This is a genomic window from Paenibacillus puerhi (genome assembly GCF_009846885.1).
Taxonomy (GTDB): Bacteria; Bacillota; Bacilli; order Paenibacillales; family NBRC-103111; genus Paenibacillus_G; species Paenibacillus_G puerhi.
In genome coordinates, this window is the sequence record NZ_WUWM01000021.1 from 1 (window position 1) to 22434 (window position 22434).

Genomic DNA, 22434 nt, shown 5'->3' on the forward strand with positions numbered 1-22434 from the left:
CATCTTTCCCCGGGTAATTCGTGGCCCGTTGGCTTTCGAGCAGACGAAACCAATTCTTTTGTTGGAACAGGAGCACAAATATGATTCGGAACAATGTTGCACAGGTGAAGCCGAATTTCTTCTTAAAACCCGCGCTATTTAGGTGTTGGATCACTTTCAGTTCCTGAAAAGCTGGTTTTATCTCGTTTGGTAGTTGATCGAATGGCTGATTTTGCTCTATCATAGAGAGGACACCTCTTCTGTGTGGTAGTGATTGGTCGCACTTTCACTTTACCAAACGAAGTGGTGTTTTTCTATTTTTCAAGCAAGGTACCTCATGAGCCGCTACCATAGAAGGCGCGCGGACTTAAACTGGTTTTTTGGGTGCGAAAGTTGAGTTATTAACTCAACTTTCGCAGCTTGAAATTGGCAGATAAGCCTTGATGTAGTTGGGCAAAGCAGCAATCCATTGCTGGAGTTGACTCTGAATCATTTTCGTGATCTTCTTTCCTGCTTTCGTAGCGACTTCGTTGATCAGTTCAACCAATTGCTGCAGGGCTACGGCCCAATCGAGGGTACCTACTTCAAACGCCTGCCTCAAAGGCACGGTCCAGCATGGTTGCGATCACGTGAGGCGCGGAAAGAAACGCTTCTTGACGGCGCTTGTATCCGATCGTACGTTTGTCGATTCCCTCCATGATTCCGTTAATGCCGGACTTCTTGGAACTAAGCAAAGCAAAGTCCATCGGGATAAAGGAATGGCCGTCCGACCAGCCCATAGTTAACATACGATAGCCCTTGTAAAACGCACCCGTTGCATGATCCTTAAAGCGAGCTAGCATTTCGACAGCCTTACTGCGGTTACGCTCGAACATGGAATCGTCAAAGATGAAAACCGTCTCTCTTCGATCCGACGTCAATTTCTCGACCCGCTGAACGGTGTTGGCACTCAAAGACAACAAAAATCGCCGCCACGAATACCCGGTGTGATTCAGCCAGCACCAAAGCGGCTGATCCGGACATTTCTGTTGTTCGTCCGTTCCATAGTAGTACGCAGCTCTCCGACAGGAAGTTTTTCCTTAGGCAGCTTCTCCGAGGATAGAATCTTAGAACTACTCTTGGGAGCGTACCGTGGCTAAATAAGAGACAATCGCTTATTCTTGACCAAATGATCTATTTTGCGTAATATGGGAATAGAAAGGAGGATAACGTAATGGCAAGAAGCAAGGAGTTTGATACTACTGAGGTCCTTCATAAGGCGATGGAAGTTTTCGGTCATTATGGCTATGAGGGTACAACGCTCCAAAACTTGCTGGATGGATTGGGGATTGCTCGTCAGAGTCTTTATGACACTTACGGGACGAAGAGAGATCTATTCATCAAGGCTGTGAAGCATTATATAGATGAGAAATCATCTGGAGTTGTTACCTATTTGGACCGTGCGGAGTCCGCTAAAAAAGCGATCACCGAAATTTTTCAAACTAATGTATCTGCGCTGCAGGATGAAGAGCGGCGAAAGAAATGTTTGATCTTATACAGTGCCATTGACCAGGTACCTCACGACCTCGAAATCGCAGCGATTTTTGAAAGAGATCGCATGCTACTGGAAAACGCCTTCTATGGAGCATTGCTTCGTGCTCAAAGTCGGGGAGAGATAGGTCAAAAACAGGACTTACATGCGCTTGCGCGATATTTATATCATGCACGAAACGGGTTGATGCAAGTCGCAAAACTATCGAATGACCCTAAAGTTTTAGAAGATGTTTCAGCCGTTGTCCTCTCAACGCTCGATCATTGATGGAGCAAGAGTGGACGCTTTATTCGTCTTTGTTCGTAATGTTTGATTTTAGAATGAAAAGTAATTTTTTACTAATTTCGATTGGCAACTCCCTATGCCATAGGGGCGATTCCATACGCCGGATGAAGCTGCTTATTAACTTTTGAAAAGACTGGTTGAAATATGAGTAAAAAAGCTTTAGAATGGTGAGAAATTTATTATTGACTAAATGGTCTGTAAATGATTAAATTGGACTGAACAGTCTGGAAAACGAATGTGGGATTGGAGGGAATGAATGTGGCAACAATTTTAAAGTTACACAAGCGATTTGTAAGCTGTAGTAATTTCGGAGAAACTTCATTTTTTTGATTAAAACAGACTGTTTAGTCTAGAAAAGAAAGGGGCGATTCAACAATGAGTGTAAGCAAGTATAAAGGTCTATCGTGAACGACCTATTTTTAAGAGTATTGGATCAAATGATCTAATATATATTATTACAAAACGACTGGAGGAAAAAACAATGACTAAACAAGATCTGACACAAGAAGAAATCCAGGCAAGAGCCCAGGAAGCATTTCGGAATCACCTGAAACATTTGTCTGGTGGAGATGCTGAGGCGTGGATGAATTTATGGCAGGAAGACGGGGTACTTGAGTTTCCTTACGGTCCTCCAGGTTTTCCGGCATTTAAAAAAGGGAAGGCTGATCTATTCGAGCACGCGCAGTACTTTTTGAAAAGTTTCGAAGTGCAATTCACGGACCTGGTGTTCCACCTGACAATAGATCCGGAGTTAGTGGTTGCCGAATTCAAATCGGTCGGGAAACATCGGGAAACAGGCAACTCGTACGATCAGGCCTATATCAACGTCGTTCAAACGAAAGACGGTCTTATCGCGCGATATCGCGATTACTGGAATCCGCTTGTCGTGATCGAATCCTTTGGCAGCGTGAATGATGCAGTCCCTGTCTCGGAAAAATAATTCATTACTCTCGACCAGTCAAGGGATTCTGCTCCCTTGACTGGTCGAACTTGTTATGGGCTTTAGCCTGTTGAGCTCGCATAGTGTGCGAAACAATGAACCACCCGCTATGCGGGCAATGTCGTCAACTTAAGGTTCCGCTACATCTGTGGACGGAATATAACTCGGATTTTGAAATCTTTTATCGGAAGCATCTTTTTTGTATCCTCAAGGCACGGCACATCAGTGGAATAGACAATGACCAAGGCAAAAACGACTCCAGTGACTTCGGATCACGGGGATCCTCGAGCTACGGCGATTTCTCGAAAAGATGCATAAGGCACTCAACTTTCGCAGCATGAAATCGGCAGAAAAGCCTTGATGTAACTGGGCAGGCGGAAATCCAGTGTTGGAGTTGACGCTGAATCAGAGCCGAAAGCTTTTTCCCAGCTTTCGCGGCGACTTCTTGGATCAGATCGAGCAGTTGTTACAAAGCTACCGCCCAATCGAGTACCCCCACTTCGTCGCACAACAAATAAAACGGTACACCGAATCTTTACCTGGAAACGACTCGCCCTTCTTACTCTCCAGGAGTCGAAACCAGTTCTTCTGATGGAATAAGAGCACAAACACGAGGCGGAATAAACAGGCACAAGTAAAGCCAAATTTTTTCTTAAAACCCGCGCTACGCAAGTGTTTTAGCACATTCAGTTCCAAAAAAGCCGGCTTAATTTCGTATAACAGTTGATCAAATGACGGTTGTTGGTCTATCATGGAGAAGACACCTCTTCTGTGTGGTAGTGGTAGCTCGACACTCTCACTTTACCAACGAAGCGGTGTTTTTCTATTTTTACAAGAATGTTATCTAATCACTCTCTACCCCAAGCTGCACATAGTCCTATGTTGATTTTCTAGGTGCGAAAGTAAAGCAGTGTAGGGATGAGGAGGGATCTGTTTATCCTTATCTCCATGTAATAAAACTGAAATTTGTTTATCGATGCTTTCGATTGCTTCTTCAATTCGAAGGGCTTCCTCGATAAGCCATGTTTGTCTCTCAATTAAATGTGGTACTTGGACGGCTAAGGTTATGCGGTAAATATTCACTTAAAGTTGCTGAAGCCTTTGTCGCTATCGTTTTGGCTCCAACAGAAATAAGAGCTTTCCGTAGCTCTTCTTGTGTTGCTTGAGACATGTCTTTTGCTGTTGGGTACTGCAAAACTAATTTCATAACAGTTGTTGAGCCAGGCTTTTTAAATGCTCGCTTTAGCTCAGGATTCGTAACTGAAAAAAGCTGTTGTACCTGGTTCTTCCTTCTAGTTAATTGAGTAGAAAGAAGCCATCTATCCCTCGTTAAAGTTCGAAAAAGAATCTGTGTAGGGGTTTGCAGGTTTTACTAATCGTATACCCTTCATATCTGGGTGAAGTGTTTTATGCCAGCCCATGTAGGCCATGATCCTAGCATCGATCTCATCAGATTTTTCATTAAGGCCTAGTTGACGTTCACGAAAATCCTTTACCGATTTATTTTCAACTTGGAACAAATGATACCCTTCGTCCAAAAGAACTTTCATCACTAAATACGAGTAATGACCACCAGTAGGCTCTAACAAAATAAAAAAGTCTGATGGATCTAATCCAAAACCTTCGCGTATATTCCTTAACTGTGCTAGGAAATCAATAATTCCTTTACCATCGGAGTAAAACTTCATAGTCTTTTGCCGTTTCCATTCCTTTTCACTACGGAATTTTTCAAAGGGAATACAAGCAGCAACATGAAAATCTGCACCGATGTCTAAGCCCACATAAAATTGGTACCATTTATTAAGTTCTGATTTGTGCTTTTCAACTTCAATGGAAATTTGTTTGTTCATAACTCCTCCAAAGATTGTTGGAGTTAAGCACTATCTATCCAAGTTTTCTTTAGAGCTCCTAAGGGCCCAATGTAGCATGTCAGGATTTAATGATAGTGCAGTAAAACCCACATTATACAAAGAGGTCATGATATGCCCCAATTATTTCAAGGGTTACTGCATGTTCTTCTATAAGGTTCTTAAATAAAAATAAAACTTGCCTGATTACGGCAAGTTTGGTTTGAATATTGAGGTAAGAGTGCAGTTCCATTAAATGGAGTGCCCCAAATCTATAATAGAAGTCCAGGTATATTAATTAGCCGGCTCCGTGCCTATGATGGTGGCTTCCCTAGAGGTCACTGCACAAATATAATTTCAACATCTATACTATGATTTCCTGCACTACATAGGAAATTGAACCAGTTTTCCGCAAACTTTATTCAGAAGTCTTTTGAGGCTACACGTTGTAGACAGGGGCAAAACTGGTTCATTTATATAAAACATAAACAATTAGAAAATTAAATTTCCATTTTTCAATCTAAGCTTCTACGATAGTAGCATGTAGTTTTTAGTTTGAGCTATAAAGCACTAAGAAAACTTATTTATCAAAAGCTGACGATTCATCAATTCAAAAACCGCGTTAAATCAACGACTCCAGTCTAAAACTTTATTTTCACCGAACAGCCGCGAACACCCGCTTCTTCACGCCCTCGACAGGTGACAGTCGGGGGCTTTACCGCGTAACGGTATACCTTCCGGTGCACCGCCGCGTAATTCGTATACCGTCTCACTCATGGCACTTTTCATTGTTGGGTACCAGAAAAAGCCGAAAAAAGAGGTTGACTTTTGGCTGCTCGACAGCTATTGTGTATTACAAGATACTTAATTATTTTTTTGCTATACTAACTTGCAATACAAGGGAGTGGAACTATGTCGACTTCCACCCAGATGCTGAAGGGTGTTTTGGAGGGCTGCTTGCTTGCCGTTATTGCGCGCGGTGAAACGTACGGGTATGAGATGATCGAGAAGCTCGGTCAATACGGCTTCCATATGGTAAGCGAGGGGAGTATTTATCCCGTACTGCTTCGTATGCAGAAGGAGGGCCTGGTGACTACCGTCATGAAAGCTTCTTCAACGGGGCCCAAGCGCAAATACTATTCGATCACGCAAGCGGGTCTTGAGGATCTGGCTGATTTTCAGACGCGGTGGAGAGAGCTTTCGCAAGCGGTAAATGTCTTATTTGAAACGGATTATACGAAGGAGGATGACTAAATGCTGTCCCAAAAAGCGACCGATTTTTTGACGGATTTGAAGGTTTATCTGAGAACCTACGGCAAAGACGAGAAGGAAATTCAGGAGATTGTAGATGAGCTGGAGGATCATATCCTACAAGCGGAGAAGGACGGAAAGCGTATCGAGGAGATTACAGGAGATTCTCCCAAAGCCTATATGGATCAGCTGAGAGCCGAGATGAAGACTGACCGAAAGGAAATTCAATCCGTGCTGCTGCTCTTCTTCCCGCTGGCCTTGGCTTTTGTTGTACTGCCGGATGCCTTGAGAGGGAAGGCGGCTTACACGCTGCTCGATATTGTCGGAAACCTGGCTGCCTTCTCGATCGGGCTGGGGATGTTCATCCTGTTTCTGCGTATGGAAAGCTCCCGGACGTTGTCAGCCTTCACACGTATCCTGATGTATGGGCTGATCGGCGCCGTCCCGCTGGGGATGTTCCTGGGTATCAAGCTCGCAAACGATTATATGGAGATTAGCCCGGTCTTTGTAGCGACTCCTCTTCAAAATGTGCTTATTGCTGCGGCTTGCGCAATATTTTTAATCGGGTATGCCATCTTCGCCCGCACCTGGGTCGTTATCGTTGTACCCTGCTTGTCTATTGCACCTAACTTCATTGCGGATATCTTCACCTCCACGCCTCAAAATCATGCTATGGTCAGTCTCGGCATTATGTTTGCCGGCATTGCGCTCTTCCTCTGGTATTTATCGGCCCAGAATAAACGTAAATCAAAAGCTTCTTAAAAACGACAAAGCACCGCCTCGGTCGAGACGGTGCCCTTGATGGAAAAGGCTATTTCGGCAATAAAGCGGAATATTGCTTGCGAATCTCATGCAGCTGCTGCAGCTTAAGCATGGCCTTGTCTCCACGCAGGCCGGCTAAGGAGATCGAGAGGCTGTCGATGATCGCCATCGGCGCAACCAAGGAATGAAAGGCATCTCTCTCGCCGCGGTCGACCTGCAGAACGATATCGCTGCCGTCAATCATATCGGAAAGCAGCAGATCCGTTATCAATATGGTGGTATAGCCCGCTGCAGCGGCATGGTCTATAATAACGGCCGCTTCAGGTGACTTTCGGACGAAGCCGAAGAAGAGGACGACATCTCCTGCGCCCGCGTGCACTAAGCTCTCGAGCAAAGCATGGCCGCTCTCAGCCATAATATGCACGTGAATTCCGATCCGATTCAACCGGAACTGGAACAATTGGGCCAGACAGGCTGCGGAGCCATGTCCGTGTATAAAAATGCACTTTGCCTCATGCAGAGCGTCAACCGCTTCCTGATAGGCGTCCAGGCTCGTTCGATGCATCGTTTCAGACAGATTGGATTGAGCGGAAGTGATCATTTTCGCTACGATATCCTGCTCGTTTTTCTCGAGCGCCTGCTTCATTTTGATCGCGGGAGTCGAATACTGGGCTTCTTGCAGATGCTTTTTAAAAGATTTTAAATTATCAAATCCAGTAATCGTCCAGAACCGGGAAACGGTTGAAATGCTGACGCCTGATTTTCGGGCAATATCCTCTTCGGTATAAAAAGGGATGTGCTCCATCGACTTTAGGAGAAAGTCGGCGATCTTTTGCTGGCTCTTGGACATTTGTTCGAGCGGAACAAGAAATTCGATGACGTTCATAGGTATCCTTCCATTATTCGAGTTGTAAACAATGGCGACCATCAGTCGGTTCAGCCTCTATTGTACCGTTCCCTATATCGTTGAATCAACTAAATAGGAGGCAGCAGCACTTCTCCGCGTTCCTTCAGCAGCTTTTTGACGATTGTCGCAGCCTTCACGTGTATAGGCAGGGAATCGGATATCTCCATGCTGTACTGAGCTTGCCGGATGCAGGCTCTAATATCGGCATAGCTTGCGCACTCGTGCTCCAACCGGTTGATCACACAGCCGTACTGCAGAGGATGATGCGTATCGCTGCCGGCCGTGACCGGGATTCCGATCTGCTCCGCCAATGCCTTCACCTCATCCCTCATAGACAGGCCATAGGAGTACAGATCCTTGCCGTTCATATCCAATGCGTCCAAGCGCTTTAGCAGATGAGCCGGATGCTGAGTGAGCGGATTGCTGTCCCGATGCGGATGAGCGCCGATGCGCAGGAGGTCTAGTTCATCGCACCAGTCAAGCAGCTTCTCAAGCGCTATGAAAGCACCCTTCGCCGTAAAGGGCTCCAGCCTTTGCCGCAGCTCCAGGATGGACGCTCGATCCCCAATGACGAGAATATGCCCCTTCTGGTCGACATCAACCTCCATACCGGGAAACACTTTAAATCCGTTTATGTCATAATAGTGATCCAAGTAAGGATAGTGGCGGTCCAGCTCCTCGTAAATATGAAAGAAATGATCCGTATTAAAATGCTCGGTCATCGCGATGGCGTCCAATCCGGCGTCTCTTGCGTCCTGAATGGACTGGTCGAAATAGGCTAACGAAAACGGCGTTTTTTTCGAAAGCTTGACGTGGGCGTGAAGGTCTATTTTCATGGTCACTTTCTCCCTAGATTAAAGTTGATAGAGCTGTCCCAAAATAAATAACAAGCCTAAATAAACCGTTGTAACCGCGAGGAAAACGTAATCGCGAAGGCAAATCTTTAAATACGATAATTTGATTTTTTTTACCTTCGGGTTATTCATAGCGTATGTGAAGCCTTTAATCTCCAAAGCCTCGACCGTCGTACGCGTTCTTTTGGCCGTATTCAAGATGAGCGGATAGAAGGCAAGTATGGACAGCTTACCGGTATAAAGGATCATTCTCCAGCCTAAAAAGCCTTTTCTTTCGGGAGCTTTGCCGCGCAGGCGATAGGAATACAATATATTGTTGTACTCTTCAATTAAGATCGGCAGCATCCGATAGCCATAGGCGACACCGAAGCTGAACTGCGCGGGCATGCCTAGACTTAAGAGGCCGTCGCTCAGCTTCTCGGGGTCCATACTGGAGAAAATCGCTATACTGGCGAGCGTAATAATAAGCAGCTTAAGCGTAAGCGTGCTAAGCGCCCAGGCAGCAGACAGGCCGCCTCCGAACAGCAGCGACACAACGAGCATATAAGCGGCATCGGAGACAAGACCTAAAGCGAGCACCAGCAAGACCAGAATACTTGGCTTGGAGGTATAAGTTAGGATAAGGATCGGCAGCAGCATGCCTAGCAAAATGACTTTGTTGTGGATGAACCAAGGCGCAATAGCGAAGAAAGAATACCAGGCTATTAATATACGCGGATCGAATCTGGACAAAAAGGTCAAGGAGTGGCCATATGCGGTCCGCAGCAATTCTACCTTGATCCGCTCCACGCTTATTTTTTCCCATAAGGTAGCTTTAGGCGCTGATTTCGTTAACTCCACGGTATACCTCCTAAAGTTCTAAGCGTATTAATATGGGCAACAAATTCAGATACGGACAAGCATGCCGGTGAAATGCCAGCGACATGGCACAATTCTACGATTTGCGGCGGTAGGAGCGCAGCGAGCTTTAATACGTCCTTCTGTTCAAAAACGGCTCTGCTGTTCGTATCCAGAACGATGGTTCCTTCATTACATCACGATAACCCTTGTGGCCCAGTCTGCCACTAATTGCATATCATGGGTCGCGACGACGATGGCCTTGACATGGTCTCTCAGCTCATCGAAGAGTTGGGTCATTTCGCGGCGGCTGGCAATGTCGAGGCTCACGGTAGGCTCATCCAGCAGCATCACGGCCGGCCGCATCGCCATGCCGATCGCAAGCGTAGCCCGGCGCTGCTGTCTGCCGCTGAGCAGACGACCGTCGCGCTGCTGCAGGTTCTGCAATTTGAACGTTTGCACAATACGATCGACGAATGGCCCGATAGGCTCCCGCTTTCTAGCCTTCAGAAAAAACTCGATATCGGAACGGATGTTATCGGCGATAAACATTTCCTCGGGATTTTGAACAATAAACGAAACATGCTCCGACAGCTTCTCCGGCGACGTCTGCTTCGTGTCGGTATCGCATACCGTAACCGTGCCTTGCCATGGACGGCGAATGCCCGCTATGAGACGAAGCAGGGTCGATTTGCCCGCTCCGTTATTGCCGATAAGCGCAATCCGCTCGCCCTCGTGGATGTGCAGGTTAATATTTTGCAAAGTAGGCCGCTGCTTGCGATCCATGCTTGGATAGCCGCTGAACACTCCGTCAAAATGAACAAGCCGTTTGCCCTTCGCCGTATTCGTCTTCTCTGCGCCCAAGTCAATCTCATGCTTTCGATAGTCCGGAAGCGAAGCCAGGTGAAGTGCATGAGCTGCTTCCTGGATCGTAACGGGGTACACGCCGGGCTTCTTTGATTCAAACAGGTGCCCGCGAAGCTCATGGAAGGCCTGAGTAACCTGCGGAGGCTGGATATGAAGCGAAGCAAGCTCCTCCACAGCGGACAGCCCTTCCCGAACATCCTTTACCCATCGAACCCTTCCGCCTGCCTCCATTAAAACAACCTTGTGGCAGAAGTCTGCGATATACTCGGTGTGATGCTCAATGACGATAATGGTCTTGTTATACTTTTGATTAAGCAAGGTCAGCTTTTCATAGATCATGCGGGCATGGGCAGGGTCCAATTGTGCGACGGGCTCGTCGATGATAATAATGTCCGGATCCAGGGACAGCGCAGCCGCGAGGGCGGTCATATGCTTTTGTCCGCCGCTCAGCTGCCAGATCCATTTTCCTTGAAGGTCTTCCATCTCAAGCATTTGCAGTGCTTTTTTTCCGCGTTCCTGATAATCCTCGTAGCCAAAGTTCAGAGGAGCAAAGCAAACCTCGTCAAGCACTGTCGGACGAACCAATTGGTTCTCGAAATCCTGAAACACATAAGCGACATGCTTGGAAAGCTCGGCAATGCTTGTTTGACTGGTGGGGAGTCCGTTAATGGCAACGCTGCCCTCCATATCGCCGGCGTAGTAGGTCGGAATAAGGCCGTTCAAGCATTTGCAGAGCGTAGACTTGCCGCTGCCGTTGCTTCCGATAATAGCCGTAAAATCGCCGCGCTCCAAGGTCAGGCTCACTTGGCTTAAGGAGTCATAGGCAGCGCCCGGGTAGCGGAACGTCACCTCTTTTATATCGATGATGGGCCCCTTATCCCTCTTCGTTTCGGTCATGCTGCCGTATCTCCTTTTTTTGCGAGCTTTCTTTTGTTTGTCGCCCAAACCATCGCCGCGATGAAGATAAGGGCAGCAACGGCTAAGCTCATCCAAAACGCGGTATTGCCAAAGTCAGCCTCCCACTCCCACGAGAAAAACGTAAGGTCAGACTCGGATAAAAATTCAGCAGCACCGGCAATGACGAACAGTACGATGGCCGTAATAATTAAGCGAGGCGTAACAAAGTCGCCCATCGAGCCGGCTGCGCGTCCGTCGCGCGGCTTCATGCCGAGCAGGGGCTCTACTTTTCCATACAAACGGGGAACTAAATATAAAATCGGCAGCAGCGAAAACAGTGTTCCGGAAATAATCATAGCGTTGAGGAAGGAGAAGCCTTCGATGGCAAGGATGCTCTCGGGCAGTCCAGGCACAGTCTCCAGGTCTTCGATGCCCACATATACTTTTGCAATATCGACAAGCGTTCCAAGCAATTGGTCAATACCGATAGCGACGTAAGCGGCAATTGCAAGCTGGCGCCTGTTTCTTGGATCGGTAACCAGCATGCCGGCTGTGAATATAGCAAGCGAGAATTCAATAAATTTCTCCAGCTCGCTAATACCGCCGAATTGTCCCAGCAGCAGCTCTCCGAACACGATTTCACCTACGCACGCTCCTAAAGCCGCATAGAGCGGATTAAACAAAATAGCGAACAGCAGTGGAATAAAGATGAAATATTCAACCTTGATTTCGACAGGTCCTAATCTAAACTCGGGAAGCAGCTCGGTAATCATGTTGGAAATTCCGTACAGCGACATCGACAAGACAAAGATCATAAGCTTCTGCTGCGAGGTTAATACCGGGCGTTTCGATGCGAGAGCTTGCATGTTTCATTCCTCCTAAAGGTTATTGAGATTTGGTTGGCAATGGCAATGCTTGGCCTATGAAGTCTGGATGAAGAGCTTTCAAGTATAAGCATAGGTTCGAATTGTTAGAGCAGTGTTATCGCTATGTTGATTATGAGTTAATTATTTTCAAAAATATATAAATGATAATTAATTTTCATATATAATAGGAAGGCTAGAATGAATAAGGATTGCAGGAGGGGCAGCGGATGAGAATTGACTTTCATACCCATGGCAAGTGGTCGAAACATATAGCGTTTTCCTATTCGTATTATTCGGAGATGATGAAGCAGGCGTCCCGCTATTTGGATGCTGTAGCACTGACGGAGCATTTTAATACGATTAACTTCCATCATATCTTTGAGGTGCTGGACACAGAGGCTCTCTATGAAGAGGGATATTATGTAGTAGAAGGCGTTAAGGTTTTTCCGGGGATCGAAGTGGATGTAGCGGAGAAAAGTCACATTCTTGTAATTGGCGGGCGTGAGAGCATTAGGGCGATCAGCAGCCAGTTGGACAGCTTTAGAGCGTCAGGTGACTTCATGCCTTTAGAGCAATTGATTGATTTATGCGATGAGCACCGCTGTCTGAAGATCGGCGCGCATCCGTATCGGGAAGAGAATCCCTTGTATCAGGTAGACAAGAGCCTGCTCAAGCGTTTAGATGCTCTTGATATTAATGGAAGAGATCTCCATAAGTACGGTTTGGATATGGAGCATCGAGTGAAGCAATTGGCGGACGCTTTGGAATTGTCGGCGGTTGCGGGCAGCGATACGCACCAGCCCTTGCAGTTTGGCTGCGTCACCAATGTGCTGGATGACGAATGCGCTAATGCAGCTGAGCTGAAGGAAGCGATTAGAAGAAGGCAGTACCGCTGTACTGTCTCAGAGGATTTGCACGCTAAAGTCAGCAGCGCCGAAGAGGAGCAGATGAAGTATAAGAGAGGGCTGCTGCTGCGATAGTTGAGTTAATAGTTTTATTGGTTAGGTAGTAAGCAGTAGCTCCGGACGGAATATGATCCTATGGATGCATCGGGAACAAAATTTGCCATGTATTGTTGGATATCCAACGTGCAAGTGCGGTAGTGGATTTGCTTCCATTGCCCGTATCTATTCTTAATCTGCTTAAGAAAGAATCGATGGAAAAAACGGTCATTTTGGCATATCTGGATGAAGCCGAAAGAAGGAAGCTTCCGGTCACAGAGGAATTTATTAAATAGCTGCATGCCATTATCAGCGGTTTGTTAGGTGAGGATGGACGAGCTATATGGGGGGATAGGCCGGTCCGGTTGGGCCGGCTATATGCTTTATATGAGTTCATGGTGGTGTATGTTATACTGTTGATAACACTATATGAACACACTGCCTAGCATGCTCCCAATAGGAGTGAAATGTTATCGAAGAGCTGCGATTCATTCAAGCCGATGTTGAAGCGAATCCGGAACTAAGCTTCATGATTGAACAGAGCAGAATCGTTTATAAGTCTGGCAAGGCCTTGTGCACGTCGGAAATATTGAAATTTCTTGAAACTCTTTAATCGGAAGGTTGGTGTTCAACCCATGTCTTTGCCCAAAAAGATGGATCAACAAACGGCTATGGAACTTCGCTCCATACTGACAAAGATGAATATTACGCAAAGCAAAGTAAGAATCAACTTAGAGAATGATACGATTGAAGTCGAGGATGACTATTCCATTGATGACATCCTTGAGTCGGCTGGGGTCCTAACACCGGAACAAGCAAAACAGTTAGCGAATGAAGTTAAGAAAATGCGCGAGGAAGAGTGGAACTAAATGGGCGGTTATTTACTCGATACGAATATCGCGATTGCACTGCTTGCTGGGGAGCATGCCTCGTTGAATTTTGTCAGGCAGGCCAGTGACGATCGGATGTCGATTTATTTCTCTGTAATTACGGAGTGTGAAGTATTCAGCGGGCTGGAATCCGCTTATCGCTTGCAAGGAATCAAGCTGTTTAATTCACGAAGATGTATTGAGGTAAGTTCCGGTGTTGCTCGACTTGCCGGAGACATACGTAGGGAACAGAAATCGAAAGGACGGAAGCTCAAAACTCCGGACACAATTATTATTGCAACTTCTATTGAGCACCAACTTGGTCTTGTATCAAGGGACCACGATATGAGCTTTGTTCGGGAAGCATTCGGTTTGCCGCTGTTTACTATTTAGCCAACCCATTGTAATTCCGTCCGGGATACAGTGGTTTTTTTATTTGCTCGGAATACTAATGGAAACTGACGATCGTCATTAATAACTGGCTCAATGCACGGAGAGAAGCCGTTGTTCCGAAAACAGAAGGGATCGGCCAAGGTTTTCATGCAATTTGGCTGAACTGTATGCTCAAATACGTTGGATATAGGTGAGGGGCTTTATGCGCGGCAGGAAGAAAAAGAAGCGGACCGATCATAAATCGGAGTCAGCGGAGCTGTTGGAACAAGACGAGAATTTCTACTCTATCGCTGGACATACGGATGGCGGCTTCCCCTATGGGTTCACGTCGGAGGAATATGAGACTGAACTACGTGCCGAGTCGATAAAAGTGATAGCAGCTGGAGGAGAGCCTATGAAAGAATTGAAATTGTCCAAGCAGCAGCTTCAGGAGATCGTGGATGCCTACGATATGTACGTAGAAGGAATAGAGTCCTTCCTGAATATTGAAACCGGCGAAGTTGTCATATTGAGAACGTTTGATAGGGATGATGAGGACGAGGAGTTAAGCGAAATTATTGAGGAAGGCTTCAATGACGTATACTTTCGGATCCCTGGGCGGGAGTCGAATGAAGGGTACGAGGATATGATGGATTTTGCAGTAACGATTGAAGATGCGAAGCTGCAGTCCCGTCTGATGCACATATTAAGCGGCGGTAAGCGAATATTCCGAAGATTCAAGGATGCATTATCTTCCGATGGCGAGCAGTTAGAGCGATATTACCAGTTTGTAGAAGAGCGGAATCGCAAACGTGTTTCTGATTGGTTGAAATCCATTGAGGTGAAGTTGATTCTCGAGCAATAAAGAAATGTTTAGGTAGGGTTAGGTTATCCCAATGTTCAAGCTAAAGACGGAGTATCCCATAGAACGACCAATCAGCCCCCCGACTAGTCGGGGGGCTGATTGGCGATCCGTTCTGATATAGGGTTATGCGCAACCGGGCGAAGCTCATCGCTTGCCGAAGCATGCTTCTGACGCATGCATATTCGGTCTATATTATAACAAATCGTGCATCCTTCATATATAAGTCTTATTCCCAAGTTGCTACTATAGGAACAGGCAAGATAAATGAATAGAATATGCAGGAGGGGTGAAAACATGCTGGTTGAAAGCGCTCTCTGATCGCTTTGACTGTAACAGCTGCTTTCCGCTATCCGAGGGCATCTAGAATCAAGTCAGAACTTCCTCGCTTAATGAAAGCGTATTCAAATTGAAATGAATTTCGTAAGGAAATCTGCTCCATGCATGAAAAAAGTTAAATGAAGGCTAAGGAGGAACACGAAGAATGAGTAGAATGATCTGGCGAAAGACACTTGGGATCAAGATGGCCAGCGCGCTGTTGCTCTCCATGATAACCCCGGTGATGACTTCCACTCCCGTTCGGGCTGCAGATCAAGTCGCTTCAGCAACAGCCAACTGGTACACGACCTATCAGACGATGGATGGTGTAGGCGCCGCCTATGCATACACCGATTCCATACATATGATGCAGCTTGCTTCTGCGGGTCATCAGGACAAGGTAAGACATCTGCTTAATCTGACCTTCAGTGAGAAGGACGGTACCGGCCACGATATCGTGCGTGTGATCATCGGCGATAACGGCGGTCTCACCACCTCTGGCGCCACAGCGGCGAGTCCGGGCTTCAACCCGGTTACGGGCTTGCTTGCGGACGTCGCCAAGCCCGGCTTCGACATCCAGGGGAATCCTATTCCCATGAGAGGATCGGCCGGCCAGTACGGATATAAGATCGAAGCGGAGAACCGTTACTACGACGGCAATACCGATAGTATCTGGCCCGTCGAGCCCGAGCATGCTCCAGGTACGCTGGTGCCCGTGGAGGGCTTCGTATGGGATTACCCGTCTTGGAACCAACCGATTGCCAATGATGTCGGCGGCCCTACCAACCTCCTCAGCGCAATCGGCAGCGATCCTGTCGTGATCAAAAATGGTCCGCGTACTCGTAAAGAGCTGTTCGACTTTGACCAGGTATGGACGATGCGCCAGGCGATGCAGTATGGCGTTAAGCAATTCTACGCCTGCACGTGGACAGTGCCTTACTGGATGAGCAATTCGTCGACCAATACGCCAAACAAGATTATACGCGGCGACATAGCCACAATCGACGGTAAACAAGTCAAGATATACTATCAGGCTTATGCGGATTATCTGGTCAATTATATCCGGGGCATGTGGGAGCAGTGGGGCATTCCCATTACCCATATCAACCCCTTTAATGAGGTAGACCTTGCAGGCGGAACCGCTGCATATGTCACCGAGCTTATTAATGGCTATATCGGTCCTACTTTGAAAAAATCCATGCAGCCGGGCGGAGCGCTCTACGACATCCAGAATCCGGACGGAAAGATCATTGACTTTATCCCTCAGCTTGCTGCCGTAGACGGCACCAATCTCAGTGCTTCTCTAAGCCGAGGCGGCGAGGTTTTCTCGCAAACGGACCCGGATAATGCCTTGGATAAAAACCCGTACCTCGACGTGTTCACTACCCACTTGTATGGTACGGTCGGCATCGGAACGGATGAAAATAAGCTGTACCATACGGGCGACTTTTCCCAGGCTCCTTTGGATTACACGAAGGATGGCTCCAAATATCCGGAATATTTGACCAAGTATAAGCTCTGGCAGGCAGAGTTCATGAATCAGGATACCGCCGACGGATCAGCCGGTGCTTATACCAACCGGTACGGCAACCAGAATATCAATGATTCCGTGCGCTGGTCCAACCTGCTGACCAATATGTTCACCAGCAATCCGGGCTTTAACGGCTTCGTCTGGTGGAGCATGTGGGACAGCAACGGCGTAGACGGTTCCGACCTGATTCGCTTCGTAACGACCAACTCCCAGCAGGAGCCCGGACGCATCAGTACGCTGACCGGCGAATACCGGATATTCAAGCGCTTTTACGGCTATGGCCATTTCTCCCGCTTTATGAATCCGGGCGACGTGCGCTTCGATGTAACACGTGTACCCGCGCAGGATCTTAATGTCGTCGCTTTCAAGAACCCGAACACGAATGATTTCTCCATCACCATCACCAATGCCAGAAACGATGACAGCATCCAGCCTCTGGAATTCACGCTGAAGGATTTCCCTGCCGGTACTGCGAGCGTAACCGTGTTCCGTACCTCAGGCAGCGAGAACCAGAAGAAGGTGGGCACAATTCCTGTAAGTAACGGCAAGTTCGTTATAGACATCCCATCGGCCAGCACCGTCACCGTCGTACCGTCCCAGGGCACTTTTGCAACTTTTAACGGTCTTGACGGCGAGCGAGACATCTTCTCCTCCCTGGAGGCGGAAGGCAATGACAACAGTGTGCCAGGCGACGCTGCTGGACGTGCCGGTCGTGCCAACGAGGCTGTCACACTTGCCGACGGCGGATACCTTGCTTATAAAAACATTAACTTTGCCGATGGCTCCGCTAATGGCGGCGTTGTCCGCAGACATCTGTTATACCTGACCGCGCTGACGAAGTCGGCAAAGGGCGGCGAGCTGCATGCCTACGTCCTTCCTGTGGGCACTGCCGTAAACAGCATGGCCGAACTTATATCCAAGGGTACGCGTGTAGCTGGAATCTCCGTACCGGCCAATCTGAATTACGGCAACTATCAGAGTAGGGTAGAAACGGGCGACCTTAGCGCATATGGCCACAAGGATCTTTATATCGTAGCTGCAACGAACGAACCCGGTGATGCGATCACCGTGGACCGCTTCTTGTTCGGGGCTAACGATTCCGACTGGAGTACCGCTGCCAACAACTCGACCGTATCCATACCGGGCAATCTATTGCTCAATGGCGACTTTGACACGACTACGGCTTCCAATACCAATAATTGGTCCACAGGTCGTTACAAGCAGGGAACGTTTGAACCGTCCGTCACAGGACCGGTTTTAACAGCAGATACCATCCAGAGCTACTCGGGTCTTTCTCGTTACTTGAAAAACAACTCCACATCGAAGGTTGCCGGTTCTGCCAAACTATCCGGCCGCATCGAGGCCGCGGACCAGTATGACGGCATGTGGCAGGATGTCACCGGGAAGCTGACCCAGGGGGAGAAGTACAACTTCAAGGGATACTTCCTTGCCATGAAGAGTCGTCCGGAGAGCTACGACGTGGCTGCCGAAAACCCGGGTGACGTGGAAGTCGCACTGGTATATTACGACAGCAACGGCAATCAGCTGGGCATGACCCCGATCAACGGTCGTGACATGCCTGAACCTTACGCCGCTCGCGAGGGGGGAGATCCTGCTTATTGGAACGCAAGCGGTCAATTCATCGGCCGCATTCTGGAAGGCGGACCGATGACCTTATCCTCCTTCCAGCCTGTATACGTCAAGGTGGCAGACTGGCATGAGACTCCGAACCAGCCGTTCACCTATCAGGAGCCCGCTGGCACGGCCAAGGTGGTTTTGGCGCTATATGCGAAGGATTCCAACATCCTCTACGCCGATCAGCTTTCGCTAACGCCTGAAGCCGTACCCTCCTATAATATCTTCGTGGATGGCAAGCAACCGTCAAATTTTGATGTCAGCAAGACGGAATATTCGTATACCGTAACGGGAAGCGCCATCCCCGTAGTCACGGCATCTACGAGTGATAAAACTGAACAAGTAAGTATTACGCAAGCTGCCAGCGCTCAAGGGACGGCTACTGTACGGTTTATTAAAGGGCAACAGGTGAAGACGTATACAATCGCATTTAGTACGCATGAAGTCATCAATTTTGCGAACGGTCTTCCGGCGGGCTGGCAGATCGTAAACCCGGTAGAGCCTGATACTGCTGTAACCTATGGTGCAGCCGGGGACGTAACGATTGCTACCGCTAAGGGGGATGCCGACTATCCCAATAGCCGCAATGTGCTGCAATTCCCGGGTTCAGCGAAAGGCAACTGGACGCTTACCGCGAGACTTACCGTGAATAAACCACTGAATGATGCTACGATCGCTGAGCTTTCGCAAGCAGGTCTTGCTATCCATCGAGCTTCAACCGGCGAGTTCTATAGAATCAATGCGAGAAAAGTGGCGCCTAATATTAAGGTGAATTATTCGGGTAAAACCGGCAGCACCCCATACTCCGGCAATACCAATCAAACCAATTTGACGGGTACAAACTATGATCTGCGCATTGAGAAGAATGGAAATATCGTTCAAGGGTATTTCTCGACGAATGGCGGTATAAGCTGGCTGGCTATGGGCAGTTCGACGACGTTTACTCCCGCATTCTTCGAGGATGCAAAGGTGCAATTGTATGGAACAAACTTTAGTGCCACAACTGACTTGACCGTGAAATTCTCTAATGTAACTTTAGTGAAGACATTAGGGGAAGCTGGGGAAGACACAGCTCCGCCGACATGGGCGCCAGGAAGCGCGCTTCAGGAATCCAATGTGACAAGCACGGGACTCACCTTAACGTGGCCGGCGGCTCAGGATGCAAGCGGGGTAACGGGTTACCGGATCTACACGGGAGCAGATGGTACACCGATTACGGTAGCTGGAACGGTAACTAGTCATGTTATGACTGGATTATCGCCGCATACTTCCTATACCTTCAGGGTTGAAGCCGGAGATGCAGCGGGGAATTGGAGTACGAACGGACCCGTGAAATCGATTACCACCCTGCCTTCAAACGAATTTTCGGCGACATTAACCGGCCCAGGCAGTGTGACTATTGGCCAGTCGTTTAGTTTGAACTACGGCTTGGTAAACGTAACCCAAAGCGTATATGCCCAGGATATGACCGTGAACTATAATGCCTCCCAGCTCGAGCTTCAGGACATTCAATCCCTGAAGGCCGGATTCGCCATAGTTGATAAGCATGAAGTGGCGCCTGGCCAAGTGCGAGTTCTGGCTTACTCTCAAGGGGCGGAGAATGCGGTGAGCGGCAGCGGGGACCTTCTTCAGCTTCGGTTTACGGCACTTCCTTCGTCCGGCACGGTCACTAGCTCCGTGTACCTGACGGATGTGAAGGTATCCGACGATAAGGGGGCTGTCACGATCGTAAGCGGCGGTTCCGCGCATAACGTTGTCATAAGCGCGATAGCAATCGATTGGACCGCTTTGAATGGCGCGATTGAAACAGCAGTCGCGGCCCTGGTCGATGCAACGGAAGGCTCGCTATGGGGACAATATCCTGCCGGCTCCAAGGCCGTCTTGCAGGCCGCGGTCAGCGCTGCACAAGCGACGGCCTCGGATAACGCCGCTACTCAAGCGCAGGTGGATCAGGCCGTCTTGAAGCTTAACAGTGAACTGCAAGCCTTCAACAGTTCCTTTAACACTGAAGCTACAATCGGCGACTTGGGCGTCCTGGCTAAGTACTACAATCAAACATCCGCTTCACCGGACTGGAGCCTCTATAAGCGTTACGATACCAATGGCAACAGCCGGATTGATATCACCGACCTTGCGTCTATCGCAAGACTTATCTTGAAGAAATAAACAGTCATTTCCGAAAGGAAGGTAGCCCTTACCTTCCTTCCGGTATTTTGGCGGAGAGGACGGAGAAGCTATGCCTAGAAGACAAGGCTTGTTGGGAAGGGTTCTTGCGATCATGTGCTTTTTCACCATAAGTATGAGTTCCCTGTCTCTTGCACATGCAGAAGGCTCACCCCAATTTATTTTGACAACGAGCGAGGGCTCGACTGCGGTTGGCAACGAACTGAAGGTTAGCGTCAAAGGATTGCAACTGAACGACTTATATGCCAAGGAGATAACCCTTACTTATGATTCGACGAAGCTGCGCTTCAACAGTGCCGTAAGCGATGTGTCAGGCGGATTTACAGTCGACCCCATCCTTGAGGGCAATAAGCTCCAGCTCGCGCATACAAGCTTAGGCGACCAACCGGGAGTGAGCGGGGATCGTAGCCTTTTTACCCTTAGCTTTACAAGCATTGCCGCTGGAACAGCCGACATTGAGCTTGACAAAATCATATTGGTGGATTCTCGCTTGCAGTCTTCGGAAGCAGCCGGGGGCGCTCGGGCAAGCGTCAGCATTGGGAGTGGCAGTAGCGGCGGAAGCGGTGGCAGCAGCGACAGTTCGAGCGGCCCTGTCAGCCCTGCCAGCCCGACCCCTGATCCTCTAAAAATTACCGATAATGGTCAGGGCAAAAAAACCGTAGAGCTTCCGCCTGCTGCGAATGGGGTGAAAATCGCGATGAGTCAGATTGGTTCGGACCCCAAAACCCGCCTAGAAATCAAGAAGGAGGGTCTTAGCGTGGAGATTCCTCCTGAGGTACTGCTGCAACTGAGAGGAACAGTGTCCGAGGAACAGCTGAGTAACAGTATACTCTCCTTTACTATGAAGCCGCTGCCTCTCCGTGACGCCGACACGCTGATCGACCGGGCACGGCAGTTGCATCAGGCTGGGATAAAGCTGTCCGGCCACATCTACGAATTCAGTTTGCAATTGATCACGGGTGAGCATCAGGCCGCTTCCTTGACCGCTTTCACAAAGCCAATCACGTTGCGATTGAAGAGTGATCCTTCTTTAAACGCCAAGCTGGTCTCCATGTATTACATAGCGGATGACGGAAAGCTTGAGTATATCGGGGGAACCTACGTAAATGGGGAACTTTCAGCCGAGATCTATCACTTTAGCAAGTATGCCGCCTTGGAATATACCAAAACGTTCGCGGATGTTCCCCATAATCATTGGGCGAAGCCAGTCATCACGGAGCTTGCTGCCAAGCATATTGTATCGGGCACAAGCGACACGGATTTTGAGCCGGAACGGATGGTCACTCGGGCTGAATTCACCGCCTTGCTGGCGAGAACCCTTCATCTAACCGCCAAAGGAAACGTCGACTTCACGGATGTCTCGGCGGCGGACTGGTTCTACCCTGAGGTCGCCATGGCCGTGAAGGCGGGAATTGTTCAGGGAAAAAGCGAAACGACCTTCGCGCCCGAGGCCTCGATTTCGCGAGAAGAAATGGTCGCCATGCTCGTACGCGCATACCATATGCAGCATAAAGAAGCTATCCTGCCCTCGGGAGCCGCATTTGATGACGAGGATGCCGTATCGCCATGGGCCCTAGCCTATGTCAAGAATGCCAGAGCTCTGCGTCTGATCGAGGGTCGGGAGGCTAATCTATTCGTACCTCACGGAGTCGGAACACGAGCGGAGGCCTCTCAGCTTATCATGAATTTCTTGGGGCTGCAGTAGCCCCGGCCCGAAGGATGCACCGGAATATCCTCTCAAGCCTCGCCGGCAGTCGGTGAAGAAGAAGAAACTGTCGGCGTGACCAATTTTCGGTCTATTTTATAACAAATCGTGCATCCTTCATATATAAATCTGATTTCCTAGTTGTTACTATAGGAACAGGCAAAACAAATATATACGACATACAGGAGGGGTAA

At 48.4% G+C, this 22434-nt stretch carries 15 protein-coding genes and 4 pseudogenes; 10 read left to right on the forward strand and 9 right to left on the reverse strand.

The features are described 5' to 3' along the window. Together GSF01_RS29740 and GSF01_RS18630 are read right to left on the reverse strand one after the other, a co-directional pair. Nucleotides 1-223: pseudogene (locus GSF01_RS29740) on the reverse strand (IS4 family transposase); the annotation flags it as partial. Nucleotides 224-566: 343 nt separating this feature from the next. Further along, nucleotides 567-977: pseudogene (locus GSF01_RS18630) on the reverse strand (transposase); the annotation flags it as partial. A gap of 215 nt (nt 978-1192) precedes the next feature. Between GSF01_RS18630 and GSF01_RS18635 the strand changes: the two are divergent. Together GSF01_RS18635 and GSF01_RS18640 are read left to right on the forward strand one after the other, a co-directional pair. Then, nucleotides 1193-1777, forward strand: coding sequence for a TetR/AcrR family transcriptional regulator (locus GSF01_RS18635; protein WP_159886704.1), 585 nt, complete (start codon nt 1193-1195; stop codon nt 1775-1777). A gap of 499 nt (nt 1778-2276) precedes the next feature. Next, on the forward strand, nt 2277-2735 hold the full coding sequence (locus tag GSF01_RS18640) for a nuclear transport factor 2 family protein (RefSeq protein WP_159886706.1): 459 nt from the start codon (nt 2277-2279) through the stop codon (nt 2733-2735). Nucleotides 2736-3248: 513 nt separating this feature from the next. Here the strand turns inward: GSF01_RS18640 and GSF01_RS29745 are convergent. Further along, nucleotides 3249-3488: pseudogene (locus GSF01_RS29745) on the reverse strand (IS4 family transposase); the annotation flags it as partial. Nucleotides 3489-3635: 147 nt separating this feature from the next. Continuing rightward, nucleotides 3636-4585: pseudogene (locus GSF01_RS30600) on the reverse strand (IS110 family transposase); the annotation flags it as partial. Nucleotides 4586-5494: 909 nt separating this feature from the next. Between GSF01_RS30600 and GSF01_RS18655 the strand changes: the two are divergent. Continuing rightward, entirely contained in the window at nt 5495-5836 is a 342-nt protein-coding gene (locus GSF01_RS18655; RefSeq protein ID WP_159886710.1) for a PadR family transcriptional regulator, read from the forward strand. After that, a complete protein-coding gene (locus GSF01_RS18660; protein WP_159886712.1) occupies nt 5837-6595 on the forward strand; it encodes an HAAS domain-containing protein in 759 nt (252 codons plus the stop codon). Between the two features lie 49 nt (nt 6596-6644). Here GSF01_RS18660 and GSF01_RS18665 read toward each other — a convergent pair whose 3' ends face one another. The 5 genes from GSF01_RS18665 to GSF01_RS18685 form a co-directional block, all read right to left on the reverse strand. After that, entirely contained in the window at nt 6645-7481 is an 837-nt protein-coding gene (locus GSF01_RS18665; RefSeq protein ID WP_159886714.1) for a MurR/RpiR family transcriptional regulator, read from the reverse strand. An 89-nt stretch (nt 7482-7570) separates the two neighbouring features. After that, the gene (locus GSF01_RS18670; protein ID WP_159886716.1) at nt 7571-8338 is read right to left on the reverse strand and encodes a PHP-associated domain-containing protein; all 768 of its coding nucleotides are present in this window, start codon (nt 8336-8338) and stop codon (nt 7571-7573) included. A gap of 18 nt (nt 8339-8356) precedes the next feature. After that, nucleotides 8357-9196, reverse strand: coding sequence for an energy-coupling factor transporter transmembrane component T family protein (locus GSF01_RS18675; protein ID WP_159886718.1), 840 nt, complete (start codon nt 9194-9196; stop codon nt 8357-8359). A gap of 189 nt (nt 9197-9385) precedes the next feature. Then, nucleotides 9386-10957, reverse strand: coding sequence for an ABC transporter ATP-binding protein (locus GSF01_RS18680; protein WP_159886720.1), 1572 nt, complete (start codon nt 10955-10957; stop codon nt 9386-9388). Next, on the reverse strand, nt 10954-11823 hold the full coding sequence (locus GSF01_RS18685) for a cell division protein FtsQ (RefSeq protein ID WP_159886722.1): 870 nt from the start codon (nt 11821-11823) through the stop codon (nt 10954-10956). Before GSF01_RS18685 ends, GSF01_RS18680 begins: the two co-directional genes overlap by 4 nt. Before the next feature lie 227 nt (nt 11824-12050). On the opposite strand from GSF01_RS18685, the gene GSF01_RS18690 reads away from it, so the two are divergent. The 6 genes from GSF01_RS18690 to GSF01_RS18715 all read left to right on the forward strand — a co-directional run bounded on the left by GSF01_RS18690 (nt 12051) and on the right by GSF01_RS18715 (nt 22240). Next, a complete protein-coding gene (locus GSF01_RS18690) occupies nt 12051-12803 on the forward strand; it encodes a PHP-associated domain-containing protein (RefSeq protein ID WP_159886724.1) in 753 nt (250 codons plus the stop codon). A 596-nt stretch (nt 12804-13399) separates the two neighbouring features. Continuing rightward, nucleotides 13400-13633 (forward strand): hypothetical protein, encoded by a 234-nt coding sequence (locus tag GSF01_RS18695; RefSeq protein WP_159886726.1) that lies wholly within the window; start codon nt 13400-13402, stop codon nt 13631-13633. Continuing rightward, a complete protein-coding gene (locus tag GSF01_RS18700; protein WP_159886728.1) occupies nt 13634-14026 on the forward strand; it encodes a type II toxin-antitoxin system VapC family toxin in 393 nt (130 codons plus the stop codon). A 394-nt stretch (nt 14027-14420) separates the two neighbouring features. After that, nucleotides 14421-14870, forward strand: coding sequence for a UPF0158 family protein (locus tag GSF01_RS18705; protein WP_235941598.1), 450 nt, complete (start codon nt 14421-14423; stop codon nt 14868-14870). A 481-nt stretch (nt 14871-15351) separates the two neighbouring features. Beyond that, the gene (locus GSF01_RS18710; protein WP_159886732.1) at nt 15352-20517 is read left to right on the forward strand and encodes a cohesin domain-containing protein; all 5166 of its coding nucleotides are present in this window, start codon (nt 15352-15354) and stop codon (nt 20515-20517) included. 70 nt (nt 20518-20587) lie between these two features. Next, nucleotides 20588-22240 carry an S-layer homology domain-containing protein gene (locus GSF01_RS18715; RefSeq protein WP_159886734.1) on the forward strand — a complete coding sequence of 551 codons (1653 nt, stop codon included), beginning with the start codon at nt 20588-20590 and terminating at the stop codon, nt 22238-22240. Nucleotides 22241-22434 lie beyond the last annotated feature (194 nt).